Genomic DNA, 16,427 nt, shown 5'->3' with positions numbered 1-16,427 from the left:
TTGGTAATTTTAATTATCCCACCAAACGGGACTGTTTAAACTGTTGTCGTTTGTGGCTGCTGCCGCAGCCTGATAATTATCTGCATTCAAAGCTTGCTCTTCTGCCGGGTACGGCATACGCACAGGAATGATCCCGTCATTCAAACTTGCTGCTACCGGTCTAAATTCCGGGAAGCCGGTGCGACGCCATTCGATCCAACCTTCATAGCCATTGATGAGGTTAGCGATCCATTTTTGCGTGATAATCTGTTGTATAGGTTTGGTTCCTGCAGCGTGATACGCAGCCGAGCCGGTCAAGTAATCTGCTGGAAGATCGGTCAGCCAATAATCAAAAGCCAACTGAACACCTTGATTGTATAAGGTTTCGGCATCAGCGTTTATAAAACCTTTTTCTGCAGCTTCCGCGAGGATAAAGTGTGTTTCCCAAGCGGTCATAAAATTAGCGTCTAATTGTGCAGTGTTCTCACGGAAAAGCGTTCCTGCCAACGAATAATTAGCAGGTTCGATCGAAGTTTGTGAGGCATCAATTCCGTTGATGAGTCCGTTAAATTCACCGGAAGTCGAATTGGCAAAAGGACGGAAAAATACCGAAATACGATCATCATCAAGATCAGTCAAAATATCCTCCATAGTTTCAGAAAGCACAAAGTTGTTGAAATCTCCTGCCCGCAATTGCGCAAAGCGAAAACTATTAGGAGCACTTGAAGTGAAATCAAAAACAGCATTATCTGCATTAGTAGTTATGAAATTTCCTTCGGCATAAATCGAAGCGATAGCGGCCGCTACATCTTCCTGATTTGAAATACGCATCAAGGCTTTTAGCTTTAAGGAGTTTGCAAACTGTACCCATTTGCTGAGGTCTCCCTCAAAAAACAGATCGCCTTCTAGAGCCACAGCGCCGGAGTAGGCATTGATCGCGGCAATCCCCTGATCTAGGTTGTCCAGAATTCCGCCTTCTGCTAAATAGATGTCTTCTTGAGCATCATAAGGTGCGGTGACGGTTCCATCAATTCCATTAAATGCTTCAAAATAGGGTATATCGCCAAACAAATCGGTAAGGCCTTGTGCCATATACGCTTTGAGAATCAATGCCGGCCCTTCATAAACCTTAAAGGTTTCAACTTCCTGAGCCTGTTTAAGCAAGAGTTCGTTGTCTCTAAGATTGGTGTAAAAAACAGGCCAAGGATTTCCACCCAATTGCGGCGATTTTAATGCGTGACGGTCAAAGAGGTTAAAGTCTAAAGCCGTGCGATGCTGCGAAAGGAGATCGCCTGCGGCAAAACCTTCATAGCTCATTTGCTCGCCAAAATCATAAATAACCTGGCGTAAAAGTAATCCCGGTTGCACACTAACCGGTGCATTGGGATTGGTATTTTTTTCTTCAAAATCTGTGGTGCAAGCCGTAAAAAAGCTCAGACTCAAGATTAGAATTGTATATATCGTGTTTTTCATCTTCTAACTAGTTTTGATAGGCTTCAAGCCCTAGAAATTAAAGCCTGCTTTTAAACCAATACTGCGCGTGGTGGCGTAGCTCATATCTTCAACACCGCTTATAAAGCCGCTGCCTTGCACTGCGAGTTGCTCAGGATCAAAATGTGGTATTTCTGAAAAGGCAAAGAGGTTACGCCCCACAAGAGCCAGATCGATGTCCATCCCGTTACTCAAGCCTAAAAAGCCATCCTTTAGATTAAAGGTATATCCCACTGAAAACTGACGCAGTTTTAAATACGAAGCATCATAAACATTGTTTTCTTCGTGGTTACGATCGTAAAATTGGCGGTAATAGGTTTCTGCTGAAACCGCTGTGGTATTTTGCACATACTGCGGATTTTCTGCTGTGCCTGTATTGACCACACCTTGCGGAACAATACCTGCTTCCGGGCGATTGGCTGTTTCTGCAAGTTGACCACCTACAGTTCCCAGCGCTCGAGTGCGTGAAACGAGTTCGCCACCTTGTCGCCAGTCAAACAAGAAACTCAAACTCCAGTTTTTATAGCTGAAGCAGTTGTTCCAACCTAGCATAAAGTCAGGGGTGTAGTTTCCTATTTTTTTGAGATTATTGTCTGCAATATAGCTACCGGAAGGAGTTAGTATAAACTGTCCGTCTTCGGTTTTTTGATAGCCGGTTCCGTAGATATCGCCAATTTTTCCGCCTTCTTCTACTTGAAACCAAACCGTCTGGTTGGCACTGTCGTAAATTCGGCTGTAGGCTAAAGTTAGCCTTCCGTCAGATTGCGGTAGACTTTCCACTCTCGACGTATTGCTACTAAAGTTGAACGTAGTATTCCATTTAAAATTAGCGGTTAAAATCGGTGTTAGATCTGCGATAAGTTCGACCCCTTGCGTACGCACTTCACCGCCATTCACCACTTGCTGATTGTATCCCGAGGAGATCGCGATGGGTAGCGAAATGATCTGATCTTTAGTTAACGCATTGTAATACGTCGCATCTAATCGAATGCGATCTTTAAGAAATCTGATGTCGGCACCTACTTCATACGACGTAGTTTGCTCAGGTCTCAGATTAGCGTTTGGTATAAAATTTTGATTGCTGAAGGCGGGTTGCCCATTGTAAGCGGTTTGCGAAATAAACGCACCGCTGGTTTGATAAGGCTGCGTATCGTTACCCACTTGAGCTACACTCGCGCGAAGTTGCGCATAGGAAAAAGCTTTGGGTAATTCAGTAACTTCAGAAAGAATAAAACTCGCCGAAGCCGAAGGATAAAAGAACGAAGTCCCATCTACCGAAAACGGCGTGGCGAGCGCGCTTGACCAGTCGTTACGGCCGGTAAGGTCTAAAAATAGAAAGTCGCGATAGCCCAGTTTTGCTATTCCGTAGAAAGAATTGATGCGCTTATTTGATTCAAATTGAAACACATCAATTGGCGAAGCAGCATTATTCAGATTGAAAATTCCCGGTTGCGCAAGATTCACCGTTTGTGACTGTTTGGTGCTGGCTTTTTGATCCAGACGGTTTCCGCCCAGCGAAACATCAAGAGAAAAGTCGCCAAAGATGTTGTTGTAATTCAGTAAGAAATCGGTGTTGATCTCGCGATAAAAAACATCGTGCTCGGCGTAGCCTCCATTTTTAAAACGGTTAGCGCTGAAAGCACGACGCAGCTGGCGCGTTTCTGAAGAATAATCCATTCCGGAACGCAACGAAAGGCTGAGATTTTCTGTGATTTGCTGTTTGATAGAAATATTTCCAAAAACCCGGTCCCGGTTGAAGGAGTTCCGGTTTTCATACATCGTAAAAAACGGATTGTCAAAATACGTATAGTTGAAGGAGTAGTGCTGCACACCTTCTAATCCCGGTTGCCAATATTGACGCAAGCTGTTAATGTCTAGCGAGCGCGGTCCCCAAGCCACAAGCGCATAATTGACGTTCTCACTTCCGTAGCCGTTAGATGGGCGGTTGTCACTCCCGGAATTGACATAACTGATAGAAGCATTAAACGTGGTTTTGTCAGTCGGTTTAAAATTCAGTTTGGTAGCGACGGTTTGACGGTCCAGATTTACTCCGGGAATGATCGATTCGCTACGTAAATCGGTAAACGAAATACGATAGTTTCCTTTGTCAAAACCGCTGCCTATCGCCACATTATTGATCGTGGTCACACCGGTCTCGTAAAAATCTTTCAGGTTATCGGGATGCGAACTGAAGGCTGTTGGTGTGATGGCGATCCCGTTGTAAAGCGAAGTATCTCCACCACGAACGATCGTTCCGTCAGGTAAAGTTACAGGTGAATCAAATTGCGCTATCAAGGAGCCTTGATCTAAACGCGGTCCCCAAGAATAGGAGATGAGGTCGTTGACCCCGCCACCTAAACCGTCAACAAATTCAAACTGACCGGAATTTCCTTGCCCGTATTGATTTTGAAATTCAGGAAGTTTAAAAGGCGTATCTACAAAAACCGAAGTGTTGATGCTGATGCCTAAACCTTTGCTTTGACTTCCGTTTTTAGTTTCGATAATAATGACACCATTTGATGCGCGCGTGCCGTAAAGCGCTGCGGCACTTGGGCCTTTAAGCACACTCACCGAAGCAATATCGTCGGGATTGACTTCCATGGCGCCGTTACCAAAATCGATCTCTTGAAAACCGGCTGCCGCTTCGTTACTTTCATTAAAAACCGTGTTGTTATTGATGGGTGTTCCGTCAACGATAAACAGCGGATTGTTGTTTGAAAAGGAAGCCTCACCGCGAATGGTGATCTTTGAAGAAGAACCCACGCCGGTTGCACCTTGTGAAACCGTAACCCCGGCTAATTTTCCGGCAAGATTGTCGAGGAAGTTAGGCGCTTTTACCGCAGAAACTTCTTCTGCCTCGATGGTTTGCACTACATAGCCCAACTCTTTAGTCTCGCGCTCGAGACCGAGCGCCGTGATGACCACTTCGTCGAGGTCTGTAGTAGATTCTTGTAAAATGATATTGATAGTAGTTCGCCCGTTGATTGATGCGGTTTGGGTGATGAAGCCAATTGCTGAAAAGCGTAGTTCGTTGGCTGTAGCAGGAACATCTAGAGAAAACATTCCGTTTTCATCGGTTATCGTAGCAGCATCGGTATTTACGGCAATGACATTTACAAACGGTACGGTCGTCCCGTCGCTTGCAGTGGTTACCGTACCCGAAATGGTAGTTTGGCTATTGGCAACTGCACACAGCAAGAGCATGAGCCCAAAATAAAGGTATTTCATTTTTTTGTTTCTGATTAGTAAAGGAAAGCGGCTTGATTGTACAGCATACCGCGAGACAAATGGTTTTGTCCTAAATACTTAAACTAACCGGAGAACCTTTGTTGAAGTAGTTTTGATACTGAAAGGCATCAAAGAAGAACTTTTGGTTGGTGATTGGTCGCGTCCCTCTGTAATGTATGCGTAAAAGCAGTTTTTTGATTAAATATGGAAGTTGCCCACGATGTAAAAGCGGCGCAATATCTGAAGCTGAATCTAAGTCGTGCAGTACCTCAAGGGTTTTAGCTTGAATCTTTTGCTCACGCACTTTTCTAAGAATGATTTGCGTGAGTTTTGAAGTCTGCCAAGGCAGTTCTAAAAGCGCTTGTGCATTAAAATGCGCTCTGTTCAGTCCCATCAAATAAAACCCACCATCAACGGAAGGACCTATGACCATTGGGCAGTTTTGCAATTCGCTTGCGGCGGTAAGTAAATGCTGCTTAGTTAAATGCGGACTGTCATTCCCAATACTGATGACATTGTCATAGCCCAAGTCATAAATTTCTGTAAAGGCTTGTGTATAGCGTTCAGCAAACGTGGAGCCTTTTTGATTCTTTTCAGAATAAGTAAAGAAGGGGAGTCCGCTTTGTTTTACCGTTTTTAAAGTCTGCCGATTGAGCGCTTCAAAGAGTTGCACGCCATTATGCATCGACTTGTGTCGCGCGTCTTCTTCCGCAGAGCGGGCAAAAATTAATATGGCGGTTTTAGTATTCAATAAAGCGGTAAATGCAACGCGTGCTTTTGGTTATTTTATGTTGAATTAAGCTACAGTTCCCTGACAGCTACTTCCTGCGCCGGCAGTACAGCCGTAGCAATGCTGAGAAATGATAATGTTACGATCGTTAAGCACATCCTCATTATATTCTGAAATATGCTTCACTTTTGAATTTACTTTTAAATCCAGCATTTGATTGAAATCACAATCGTACAACCAGCCGTCCCAACTAATCGAGATCGTATTAGTACACATCACATTCGCCACCGCAGCCGGGTTATAAGCCTCAACAAGTTGGTACATATAATCCTCGTAGTTTTCTGAAGCTATCAAGTAGTCCAAAAAACGTGCGATAGGAAGATTGGTGATCGCAAACAGATTATGAAACTGAATACCGAAATCTTCCATCAGGGCTTTTTTGAAATCCTTTTCCATTCCTGCTTGATCAGAAGGAAGGTAAGCACCGTTAGGATTGTACACGAGGTCCAAGCGCAAGTCACTGTCCGGCATTCCGTAGCCAACCGCATTTAATTCCTGTAAGGCTTTGATCGACTTGTCAAAAACACCTTCACCACGTTGCTTATCGGTTTTACCACGCGTCCAGTGCGGCATCGAGCTCACTACGTGCACATTGTGTTTTTTGAAAAACTCCGGCAGATCGTGGTATTTCTTATTGGCGCGAATGATCGTCAAGTTACTGCGCACGATAAAATCTTTAATGCCTGCTTTACTCGCTTCTTCTACAAAACGTCTGAAATTAGGGTTCATCTCAGGCGCACCGCCGGTAAGGTCAAGCGTGTGCGCGCCCGTGTTTTTGATCACTTCGAGACACTGCTCCATCGTTTCCCAAGTCATTATTTCTTTACGATCGGGACCGGCATCTACGTGACAATGCTCACACACCTGATTACACATATATCCCACATTGATCTGAAGGATCTCCAGTTTTTTAGGTCGTAACGGAAATTGGTTGGTCTCTTTGATCTTCTCGGCAAACGTAGGGAGTTCGCCATCGGCAAAAATTCCACTGGATAAAATCTCAAGCTGTTTATTGGCTTGAGCAAGATCGTCGTGACGTTTATGTAGGGATTTTTTTGTTTCAGTAACAGGCATAAAAGCGTTTATTTTTCTTTTTCAATAGCGTCTAAGATAGGATTAAGTTTAAACAAATACGGTCTAAGTGCTACATTTCTAGCTTATTCACTTTATTCATCATCATTGTACCGTGTACGAGGGTAGCGCCACTCTTGATCGCAGCACCTACGTGAATGGCTTCCATCATTTGTTCTTTGGTCACGCCGCGCTGCAAAGTGTCTTTGGTATAAGCATCGATGCAATACGGGCACTGTTCGGTGTGCGCAACGGCAAGCGCAATAAGGGCTTTTTCTCGTGCGGTAAGTGCACCTTCTTCAAAAACTTTTCCGTAGTAATCAAAGAATTTTGTGCCCAGTTCCTCGCTCCATTCGGTGATCTTACCAAATTTTCTCAGGTCTGCCGGGTCGTAATAATTGTTATTAGCCATTTGTTTTTTGTTTTGAGTTATAAAAAGCATAACTACATGAGTAGTTACGGAGATAATTGTGTTGTGGTTTTTTTAATGCGGAAAAACCCTAAAGTTTTTCAATGAGCTGCGTAAAAAGTGTAACCATATCGGGCTCTGCTTTTCCGGCGGCAGCCATAATATCCTGAATGTCTACAGGCGCTAGATTTTCGGGGTCGCACTCATCGGTAATTACAGAAACTGCTGCAACCGGCAAATCGAGGTGATTGGCCACGATCACTTCAGGCACGGTACTCATCCCAACCGTGTCAGAGCCAATGATCTTAAGAAATCTATATTCAGCACGGGTTTCTAGTTGTGGGCCAACTACAGATGCATAAACACCTTCGTGCAGCGTAATTCCTTCTGTCTTTGCGATATCTTTTAAAATACCACGCATTTCAGCATCGTAAGGTGCACTCATATCAGTAAAACGTGAACCTAATTGCTCAACCCCTTTAAAAGCTAGCGGGGAACCGCCTTGCAGGTTGATATGATCCTCGATAAGCATAATCTCGCCTTTTTTAAAGTTGAGGTTGATCGCTCCGGCTGCATTGCTGATGAGTAGTTTTTTTATGCCGAGTTCGTTCATAACACGCACCGGGTAGCTCACATCGCGCAGGGTGTAGCCTTCATAAATATGAAAACGTCCTTGCATCACGATCACTTTTTTTCCGCCTAAGGTTCCGTAGATCAATTTCCCGGTATGGAATTCAACCGTGGCGGTTGGGAAGTTGGGAATGTGGTTGTAACTCACCGAGCTGATGATCTCAACTTTGTCTACAAATTGGCCAAGACCGGTGCCTAAAATGATACCGATTTCGGGAGCTTCAAAACCGCGCTCTTTTAAAAACTGCGCAGATTCTTCAATAAATTTTTTCATGGATTTTTTATTTCAAATGTTCTGGTAAAAAAGGCTTGAAGGCCTCGATACCTTTTATGTCTTCGTAATAGTCTACATCATTACGGGTTTCTAGCAATTTAACAGATTCTGAACTTAAATCGGCAAGCGTGTCTTTAAGAACGGTTTCGGTCCCCCAAGTTTTATTGCTGAAAAGTTCTGGCTTTAGGAAGGTCATTCCGAGTAAATAATACCCGCCGTCTTCAGCCGGACCAACCACAAAATCGTGATCATCAAGCGCTGAAAATGCTTCTTCTAGATCTTTTTGAGAAAGGTCATACATATCGCTGCCAATGATGATCGCTTTTTTATAACCGCTGGCAAAAGCAGTTGAAAATGCTTTTTGCATTCGAGCTCCCAGATCATCACCGTGCTGGAGTTTTTTGCTAAACGTGTTTTCATCCCAATAATCTGAAGCACGTATTTTTTCAGAATAAAAAACCTGTTTATCTAGGCTTAAATTTTGGGTGATGCTAACCGTATGCTGAAGCAAAAATTTATAGATCTCAAGCGCAGCAGCATCGCCTACACCGCCGGCAAGTCGGGTTTTTACTTTACCTAATTCGGGATTACGGGTAAAGATCAAAAGGGCTTTATCTGAGGTAGGGAAATGAAATTCTGTCTCGAAATCTTTTTCAGAATCGGTGTCTTTTTTGCTTAATAGACCCATTGAATGTTGTTAATTGATAAAAGTCAAATTTAATGAACCGGGATTCCCGTCCTTAAATAATCTTCCCAATTTTTTGAAAAGGTATGTACTTTTTGAGTGGTTTTGCCTTTAGCATCCACGATTTTAAAGCCTGCATCTTTCCAGGCAAAAATTCCGCCGTAGAGGTTATTCACGGTTTTGCCGGTTTTACGCGCAAGTTTTTCGCCAAAATCTTCGCTGCGAATTCCCACCGAGCAATAGACCACTACCGGTTTTTTTGAATTCATTAAAGAGTCTAAGAATGCATCTTCAGTTTTTTCTCCCACCCAAACGGCTCCGGGAAGATGGCTTACGTCAAATTCTTCCTTTTTTCGCGTGTCTAAAATAGCAAAAGCTTCAGTGTTCATTTTGAGCTGCTGTACAGAAATGTATGGTATGCTGCGGGTATTATAGGTGTCCAGCAACTTGTCGATAGATTTTTTCTGACAAAAACCTATAAACGGAATTAAAAGCACAACGAGCAATTTGAATTTCATGAAATAGTTTTAAAAAGGCTGATCCTTATTTCTGGTAAAACTTACGAAGAAAGCCTTTTTTTGGTTTGATTTTTATAAAAATGTGAAGCTCGTGAATTATAGTCTGCTTCAAAAAGACCTGTTTAAATAAGCGCAGTTTCCCTTTAGTATTTTATATATTTAGCTTTAAAAACAACTTTCCTTTGATTACAATAGAACCCTTTGATACAACAGAAGATGGACGCCCGGTTTTAAGCGTAAAACTGAAAAATACGTCTGGAATGGAAGCGCATTTTATCACCTATGGCGCGATTTTACAACGATTAATTGTTCCTGATGGCGACGGTTTTACTGATGTGGTTTTGGGGTATAACGATTTGCATTCCTATGAAGAAGATCAGATTTTTATGGGACAATTAGTAGGTCGAAGCGCAAACCGAATCGCTAATGCTACCGTGAGCCTCGACGGGAAAAAAGTCGCTTTGAGTGCCAACGAAGGAACAAATCATCTTCACGGCGGTTTTGAAGGTTTTGGGAAAAAGCTTTGGGAGGTTGCTGAACTAGAAGATGAGGTGGTTTTTTCCTATTTGAGTAAAGATGGTGAAGAAGGTTATCCCGGGAATTTGGAGACTAAAATGTTTGTTAAACTGACTGGAGAAAATGCGCTTGAAATGCGCTTAGAAGCCACAACTGACAAAGAAACTGTTGTGAATCTAACCCGTCATGAATATTTCAATCTGAATCCGTCAAGCGGAGAAGGAATTGCAAAGCATCAACTGTTGATCAATGGAGAAGGAATTTTACCAAAAACAGAGCAAAACGTTCCTGACGGAAGTGTAAAACCGGTTGAGAATACGCCGTTTGACTTGCGCGAACTCAGTATTTTAGAACAGCCACTTGAACAACTTGAAGGCGGTTTCGATCACAATTATGTTTTAGAAAAATACAGTAAAGAAGTGCCGGCTGCCGTACTCGCGGCGCCTTCGGGCACACCTAAATTAGAATTGTATTGCACCCAACCGGGAATCCAGTTTTACAGCGCCAACGGAATTGAAAAAATAGAAAATAAGACAGGAACGATTCAAGGGCCTTCACCGGCTTTGTGTTTAGAACCGCAGTTTTTCCCGGATACGCCCAATCATCCCAATTTTCCATCTACGGTTTTAAAGCCGGGAGCACAGTATAAGCATACCATCACGTATAAATTTTTATAAATGGATACTTCACACATCATCGCTTTTGATCAGGGCACAACCAGTACTCGGGCCATTTTATTTGATGAGCACGGTAAGGTTGTTGCTATTTCGCAAAAGGAATTGAAACAATATTACCCGAAATCAGGTTGGGTAGAGCACGATCCTGAGATGATCTTTCAAGATCAGAAAGAAGTTTTTGAAGCGGTGATCACAAAGGCAAACGTTCCGTTAGATGCTATAAAGGGAATTGGGATTACCAATCAGCGTGAGACCACTATTGTTTGGGATAAAAAAACGGGCAAACCGGTATACAACGCGATTTGCTGGTTAGATAAACGTACCGAAGCCATTTGTGAAGGGTTACGGGAGCGCGGACTTTCAAGATATATTCTGAAAAATACCGGACTTGTAATCGACAGTTATTTTTCGGCAACCAAAATAAAGTGGATTCTCGATAATGTTGAAGGTGCACGTGAGAAGGCCGAAGCTAGCGATTTGCTTTTTGGTACGGTAGACAGTTGGTTGATCTACAAGTTCACAGGCAAACACGTCACCGACCACACCAACGCTTGCCGAACGATGTTGTACAACATTAAAGATTTGACTTGGGATGAAGAGTTGCTTGAAGAATTAACAATCCCCAAAACCATGTTGCCTAAAGTACAGCCATCATCTTCAGATTTTGGAGCAATAAGCTTTCAAGATGCTGAATTTCCTATTTACGGAGTTGCCGGAGATCAACAGGCGGCACTTTTTGGTCAGGGTGGTTATAAGTCAGGAATGGCAAAAAACACGTATGGAACGGGTTGTTTTATGCTGTTGAACACGGGGAAAAAACCTTCGTTTTCTAAAAACGGACTCATTACAACCTTGTGCTGTACGCTTGAAGATAAAACACCAAAATATGCTTTAGAAGGAAGTGTTTTTGTAGGAGGAGCTTCCATTCAATGGTTGCGGGATCAGGTAGGAATTATTGAGAATGCCGAAGAAACCAATGCAATTTGTCAAAGTATTCCGCCGCTTGAAGACCTGTTTTTTGTTCCTGCATTCAACGGTCTTGGAGCGCCTTATTGGGACGGAAACGCCAAAGGAAGTATTCAAGGTTTAACCTTTTCTACGGGTCGTAAAGAACTCGTGAAAGCTACTGTGGAAGCGCTTGCATATCAAGTAACCGACTTGATCAAAGCGATGGAAGAAGACAGCGGCAAGCAAATAAAAACCTTGAAGGTTGACGGTGGTGCTTGTGCTAATGATTACCTGATGCAGTTTCAGGCAGATCTTTTAGATGCGCAGGTTGACCGCCCAGAAATGTTAGAAGTTACCGCCTGGGGTGCAGCCTTATTAGCGGGTATCAAAGTGGGTATTTGGACCCAAAAGGATATTGCCGGTTTACGCACTGCAGATCAGGTTTTTGAACCAAAGATGGGCGTGCGTGAGCGCAATCATAAACAACAAGGTTGGGAGCTTGCGGTGATGCGTACACGTTCGGGGTATGCAGAGGCGGTAGAGAAAGAAAAGAAACAATTGCGTTTCAGTATCATAGACCGTAAACGCTATATCAAAAAGGCGAAGAAGAAAAAATTTGACCTGGTCATTATTGGTGGCGGAGTTACCGGAGCCGGGATCGCGCTTGACGCAGCGACCCGTGGTATGAGCGTTTGCCTGATCGAGAAAAATGATTTTGCCTCAGGAACCAGTAATAAAAGTACCAAATTGGTACATGGCGGTCTGCGTTATTTAAAACAGATGGAAATCGGTCTGGTTAAAGAATCAGGGACTGAGCGCGCCATCGTACACAAGTTGGCGCCGCATCTTGTCGTACCGGAGAAAATGCTACTGCCGCTTATTGAAGGTGGGCAATATGGTAAGTTCTTGACTTCTATCGGACTTAAAGTTTATGACTTGCTAGCTAATGTAGACGATGATGATAAGCGACGTATGTTGACCAAAGAAGAAACTCTTGAGCGCGAACCCATACTTGATGAAAGCACGTTATTGGGAGGAGGTTTTTACGCAGAATACCGTACAGATGATGCGCGACTTACGGTAGAGCTGATGAAAAAAGCAGCCGGCTTTGGTGCAATTTGTCTCAATTATTGTGAGATGGAAGATTTTGTCTACAACTACAAAGGCAAGATCACCGCAGTAAACTGCAAGGATCACAACACAGGAAAAACCTTTGAAGTAGAAGGAAGAACTTTTGTTTCTGCGACAGGACCCTGGGTTGATAAGCTACGGAAGAAAGACCAGTCGATGAATAACAAGCATTTGCATTTGACAAAAGGTGTGCATTTGGTCTTTCCGAAAGAAAAATTACCCGTACATCAATCGCTCTATTTTGACGTACCAGACGGCCGAATGATCTTTGCAATTCCGCGGGGAAGAGTGACTTATGTGGGAACCACAGATACCAATTACTCCGGGAGCTTAGATCGCGTAGTGGCAACTAAAGCCGATACTAAGTACTTGCTCAATGCCGTAAACGGGACTTTTCCAGATATAAATTTGACCGAAGAAGACATCGAGTCGAGCTGGGCAGGGCTGCGTCCATTGATTCACGAGGATGAGAAAGATCCTTCAGAATTATCGCGAAAGGATGAGACCTTCATCAGTAAAAGTGGTCTGATCTCTATTGCCGGAGGAAAGCTTACCGGATACCGTAAAATGGCGCAACGCGTTAATGAAACCGTAAGTAAGCGACTTAAAGAGAAGTTTGGCAAAACCTACGATGAGTCGCGAACGCAACACATCGCATTGACTTCCCACGCGATGCGTAATACTCAAGAGGTTGAAGATTACCAAAAGTATCTGGAGCAGGAATTAGATTTTCTTCAAATTGAGAATGCAGCGTTTAAAGCTTGGTATCTCGTTTCAACTTACGGAAAGCAAACCGATATCATTAAAAACAAGATCAATTACTTTAGAGATGCAGATGTAAATGATCGGCTATTGCGCGCCGAATTGTGGTACAGTGTAAATTATGAAATGACTAACAGTCTTGCAGATTTCTTTGTGCGTCGTACCGGCCGACTGTATTTTAACATCGAGACCGTAGCTCAATACCGTCATATTGCAGTTCAGGATTTTGTCAATTACTTAGATTGGGATGAAGCACGAGTGGCTTTTGAAAACAAGAAGCTTGACGAATTGATTTACGATGCGACGCATTTTTATGAATCTGAGATTCTTAGCTAATTTTCTGCTTAAGCTTTCTACCTCTTAATAATTAAACGTTATTTTTACGCTTAAATAAATAGCCCAATGGATAAAGGATTTTTAATAGATATGGACGGAGTCATTTACAGCGGTAATGACTTGATTCCGGGAGCAGATACATTTATAAAAACATTACAGGATCGGGAAATTCCGTTCTTGTTTATGACCAATAACAGCCAGCGTAGTCCTATTGATGTCGTAAATAAATTACGCCCCATGGGAATTCACATTAAAGAAGATAATGTGTACACCAGCGCGATGGCAACGGCTTGGTTTTTAGGCTTTACAAAGCCTAATGGAACAGCTTATGTTCTGGGTGAAGGAGGACTTTTAAGTAGTTTACATGAAAATGGATACAGCTTGGTGACCCAAGATCCTGATTATGTGGTTGTAGGAGAAGGCCGAAATTTCACTTTAGAAATGGCTAATAATGCGGTAGACATGATTCTTGGTGGCGCTAAATTGATCGCTACCAATTTAGATCCATCGCCAAAGAAAATCGGTTGGTCTAACCTAGGGATCAAAGCGATCGTGAAAATGATCGAAGAAGCCACCGGGCGTAAAGCTTTTTCGGTAGGAAAACCAAGTCCGGTGATGATGCGCGCTGCGCGTAAAAAGTTAGGCTTGACTACAGATCAAACTATTGTCATTGGAGATACGATGGATACCGATATTCTAGGTTCTATCCAAATGGGATATAAAACGATCCTAACGCTTTCTGGAGTTTCTAAGCAGAAAGATATCGGCACATATGCTTTTGGGCCTGATATGATTATTGACTCACTTAAGGATTTTAACATCGACGAGGCTTTAGAAAAGCTTTCTGTTGAAAATAAAGTAGCAGAATTTTGAAAATACTAGTAACCGGCGGACTCGGATTTATAGGTTCGCACACCGTAGTCGAATTGCAGAATGCAGGATATGAGGTCGTTGTAATTGATGATCTATCTAATGCTTCTGAAGAGGTTTTAGATGGTATTGAAGCCATCACCGGCAAGAAGCCAGAATTTGAAAAACTGGATCTAAGAGATCGCAATGCCGTTTCAGCTTTTTTTAAAAAATATGCAGACGTAAGCGGAGCGATTCATTTTGCTGCTTCTAAAGCAGTTGGAGAGAGTGTTCATAAGCCGTTGCTGTATTATGAAAACAATCTAAGCTCGTTAGTTTATTTGTTGAAAGAACTCACAGAAAAAGCTTCAGCTAACTTTATTTTTAGTTCGTCATGTACGGTTTATGGCCAAGCCGATGAACTTCCTATTACTGAAAATGCACCCGTAAAACCAGCAGAATCACCTTACGGAAACACCAAGCAAATCGGTGAAGAGATCATTAGAGATACGGCCAAGGTTTACGAGAATTTCAATGCCATTGCATTGCGCTATTTTAATCCTATAGGCGCACATGAAAGTGTAGAGATAGGCGAGTTGCCGCTAGGCGTTCCGCAGAATTTAGTGCCATTTATAACGCAAACTGCTGCAGGATTGCGTGACGAGCTTAGTGTGTTTGGAAATGATTATCCTACCGAAGACGGTACGTGTGTACGCGATTACATTCACGTGGTTGACTTGGCTAAAGCTCACGTAAAAGCATTGACCCGCTTGGTAGAACATGAGAATAAAACCAATTACGAAGTCTTTAATTTAGGAACCGGAACAGGAAGTTCTGTTCTTGAAGTTATTGAGACTTTTGAAAGAGTTTCAGGAGTCAAATTACCTTATAAAATCGTAGATCGAAGAGAAGGCGATGTGGTTGCAGCTTATGCAGACACAGAACATGCCAATAACGAACTTGGTTGGAAATCAGAATTAACACTTGCTGATGCACTGGATTCTGCCTGGAAATGGGAGAAAAAAGTACGCGGCATTAAATAATTGAATGACCGGTTTGAAAAACTGAAAAAGCCCAAATCAATCTGATTTTGGGCTTTTTTTATTTGTGAAAACTGAAAATTTACAGCTTGCGCGTACTGTTTCTGATGACCAATTCGGTTTCTATAACTTCTTGTTGGGGAGCTTGCTTTTCTTTAGCATTGATGTTTCGTATCGCGATTTCAATCGCTTTTTTTCCCATGATTTCCGCTTGTTGTTTTACAGTGGTAACCGAAGGGAAATAATTGCGCGCCAGCGTTCCATCAGTAAATCCTATCACACTTACATCATTAGGAACTTCCAGCCCTTTGGTACGAATCGTATTCATTGCATAGATCGCGCTCGATTCATCTGTCGTGATCAAAGCATCTATTTCATTCTTGTCAAGAAAAGTTCCTAAATCTTGTTCCAGCGTTGCTAGTTTGGTATATAAAACTTTAGGAACCGCACCTTCTTCTTTAGAAACGGCGGCTTGATATCCCGCGAGTCTTTTATTTCCCACCGAAGTGTTGCTTAAAGTAGAAAGAAAGCCTACGTTTTTACAGCCGGTATTAAACAGATAGCTGGCAGCTTCAAACGCTCCAGAAAAATCATTGATCACTACACTATCGCAGGCAACATCTGTATTGGCGCGATCAAACATTACCATCGGAATATCATAATGCAAAATATCATTAAGATGTTCTATTTCGTTGGTTTCTTGTGTTTCTGAAGTGAGACTTATGATAATCGCATCTACCGAAACATCGCTAAGCATATTGAGACTTTGCTTTTCCTTTTCTAGAGATTCGTTAGAAATACAGGTGACCAAACTATAGCCGTTTTTGGTGGCTTCTTCTTCCATACCCACAATAACTTTTGCAAAAAAGTTATGCATGATATTCGGAATCACAACGCCTAGCGTGTTGGTTCGGCTGCTTTTAAGACCGCGTGCCATTGCATTAGGACGGTATTTAAGTTGTCTTGCAGCTGTTTTGACCAAGAGTTTTGTTGATTCACTAATCTCAGGGCTATCAGCAAGTGCTTTTGAAACGGTCGAAATCGACAATTTCAAATGTTCAGCAATTCCTTTTAATGTAGTTTTAGTTGGCAT

Annotated in this window: 13 protein-coding genes; 4 read left to right on the top strand and 9 right to left on the bottom strand. The window is 42.6% G+C overall.

The genetic code is table 11. From position 1 onward, the window contains the following. Positions 1-9: 9 nt before the first annotated feature. The 8 genes from MED217_RS15835 to MED217_RS15800 form a co-directional block, all read right to left on the bottom strand. Entirely contained in the window at positions 10-1,452 is a 1,443-nt protein-coding gene (locus MED217_RS15835) for a SusD/RagB family nutrient-binding outer membrane lipoprotein (RefSeq protein ID WP_009781560.1), read from the bottom strand. A gap of 30 nt (positions 1,453-1,482) precedes the next feature. Then, complete coding sequence (locus tag MED217_RS15830; RefSeq protein WP_009781559.1) at positions 1,483-4,698, bottom strand: SusC/RagA family TonB-linked outer membrane protein; 3,216 nt, start codon at positions 4,696-4,698, stop codon at positions 1,483-1,485. 70 nt (positions 4,699-4,768) lie between these two features. Then, positions 4,769-5,449 (bottom strand): TIGR04282 family arsenosugar biosynthesis glycosyltransferase, encoded by a 681-nt coding sequence (locus tag MED217_RS15825; protein ID WP_009781558.1) that lies wholly within the window; start codon positions 5,447-5,449, stop codon positions 4,769-4,771. A 45-nt stretch (positions 5,450-5,494) separates the two neighbouring features. Then, on the bottom strand, positions 5,495-6,562 hold the full coding sequence (gene arsS / locus MED217_RS15820) for an arsenosugar biosynthesis radical SAM (seleno)protein ArsS (protein ID WP_009781557.1): 1,068 nt from the start codon (positions 6,560-6,562) through the stop codon (positions 5,495-5,497). A gap of 70 nt (positions 6,563-6,632) precedes the next feature. Then, a complete protein-coding gene (locus tag MED217_RS15815) occupies positions 6,633-6,971 on the bottom strand; it encodes an arsenosugar biosynthesis-associated peroxidase-like protein (RefSeq protein WP_040532960.1) in 339 nt (112 codons plus the stop codon). Positions 6,972-7,059: 88 nt separating this feature from the next. After that, the gene (locus MED217_RS15810) at positions 7,060-7,872 is read right to left on the bottom strand and encodes a purine-nucleoside phosphorylase (RefSeq protein ID WP_009781555.1); all 813 of its coding nucleotides are present in this window, start codon (positions 7,870-7,872) and stop codon (positions 7,060-7,062) included. Between the two features lie 7 nt (positions 7,873-7,879). Beyond that, positions 7,880-8,560, bottom strand: coding sequence for a TIGR04282 family arsenosugar biosynthesis glycosyltransferase (locus tag MED217_RS15805; protein ID WP_009781554.1), 681 nt, complete (start codon positions 8,558-8,560; stop codon positions 7,880-7,882). Positions 8,561-8,589: 29 nt separating this feature from the next. Next, a complete protein-coding gene (locus tag MED217_RS15800) occupies positions 8,590-9,075 on the bottom strand; it encodes a rhodanese-like domain-containing protein (protein WP_009781553.1) in 486 nt (161 codons plus the stop codon). 182 nt (positions 9,076-9,257) lie between these two features. Between MED217_RS15800 and MED217_RS15795 the strand changes: the two genes are divergently transcribed. The 4 genes from MED217_RS15795 to galE all read left to right on the top strand — a co-directional run bounded on the left by MED217_RS15795 (position 9,258) and on the right by galE (position 15,337). Beyond that, positions 9,258-10,268, top strand: a complete 1,011-nt coding sequence (locus MED217_RS15795; protein WP_009781552.1) for an aldose epimerase family protein — start codon at positions 9,258-9,260, stop codon at positions 10,266-10,268. Next, positions 10,269-13,445 (top strand): glycerol kinase GlpK, encoded by a 3,177-nt coding sequence (gene glpK / locus MED217_RS15790; protein ID WP_009781551.1) that lies wholly within the window; start codon positions 10,269-10,271, stop codon positions 13,443-13,445. It abuts the gene before it with no gap. 66 nt (positions 13,446-13,511) lie between these two features. After that, complete coding sequence (locus tag MED217_RS15785; protein WP_009781550.1) at positions 13,512-14,318, top strand: HAD-IIA family hydrolase; 807 nt, start codon at positions 13,512-13,514, stop codon at positions 14,316-14,318. Continuing rightward, positions 14,315-15,337 (top strand): UDP-glucose 4-epimerase GalE, encoded by a 1,023-nt coding sequence (gene galE, locus MED217_RS15780; protein ID WP_009781549.1) that lies wholly within the window; start codon positions 14,315-14,317, stop codon positions 15,335-15,337. The genes MED217_RS15785 and galE overlap by 4 nt, the downstream gene beginning before the upstream one ends. A gap of 79 nt (positions 15,338-15,416) precedes the next feature. Here the strand turns inward: galE and MED217_RS15775 are convergent, their stop codons facing one another. Beyond that, complete coding sequence (locus tag MED217_RS15775) at positions 15,417-16,427, bottom strand: LacI family DNA-binding transcriptional regulator (protein WP_009781548.1); 1,011 nt, start codon at positions 16,425-16,427, stop codon at positions 15,417-15,419.

Source organism: Leeuwenhoekiella blandensis MED217 (genome assembly GCF_000152985.1).
GTDB classification, from domain to species: Bacteria; Bacteroidota; Bacteroidia; order Flavobacteriales; family Flavobacteriaceae; genus Leeuwenhoekiella; species Leeuwenhoekiella blandensis.
The sequence above is the reverse complement of the archived record's forward strand: the minus strand, read 5'-3'. Positions and strand labels throughout refer to the sequence as shown.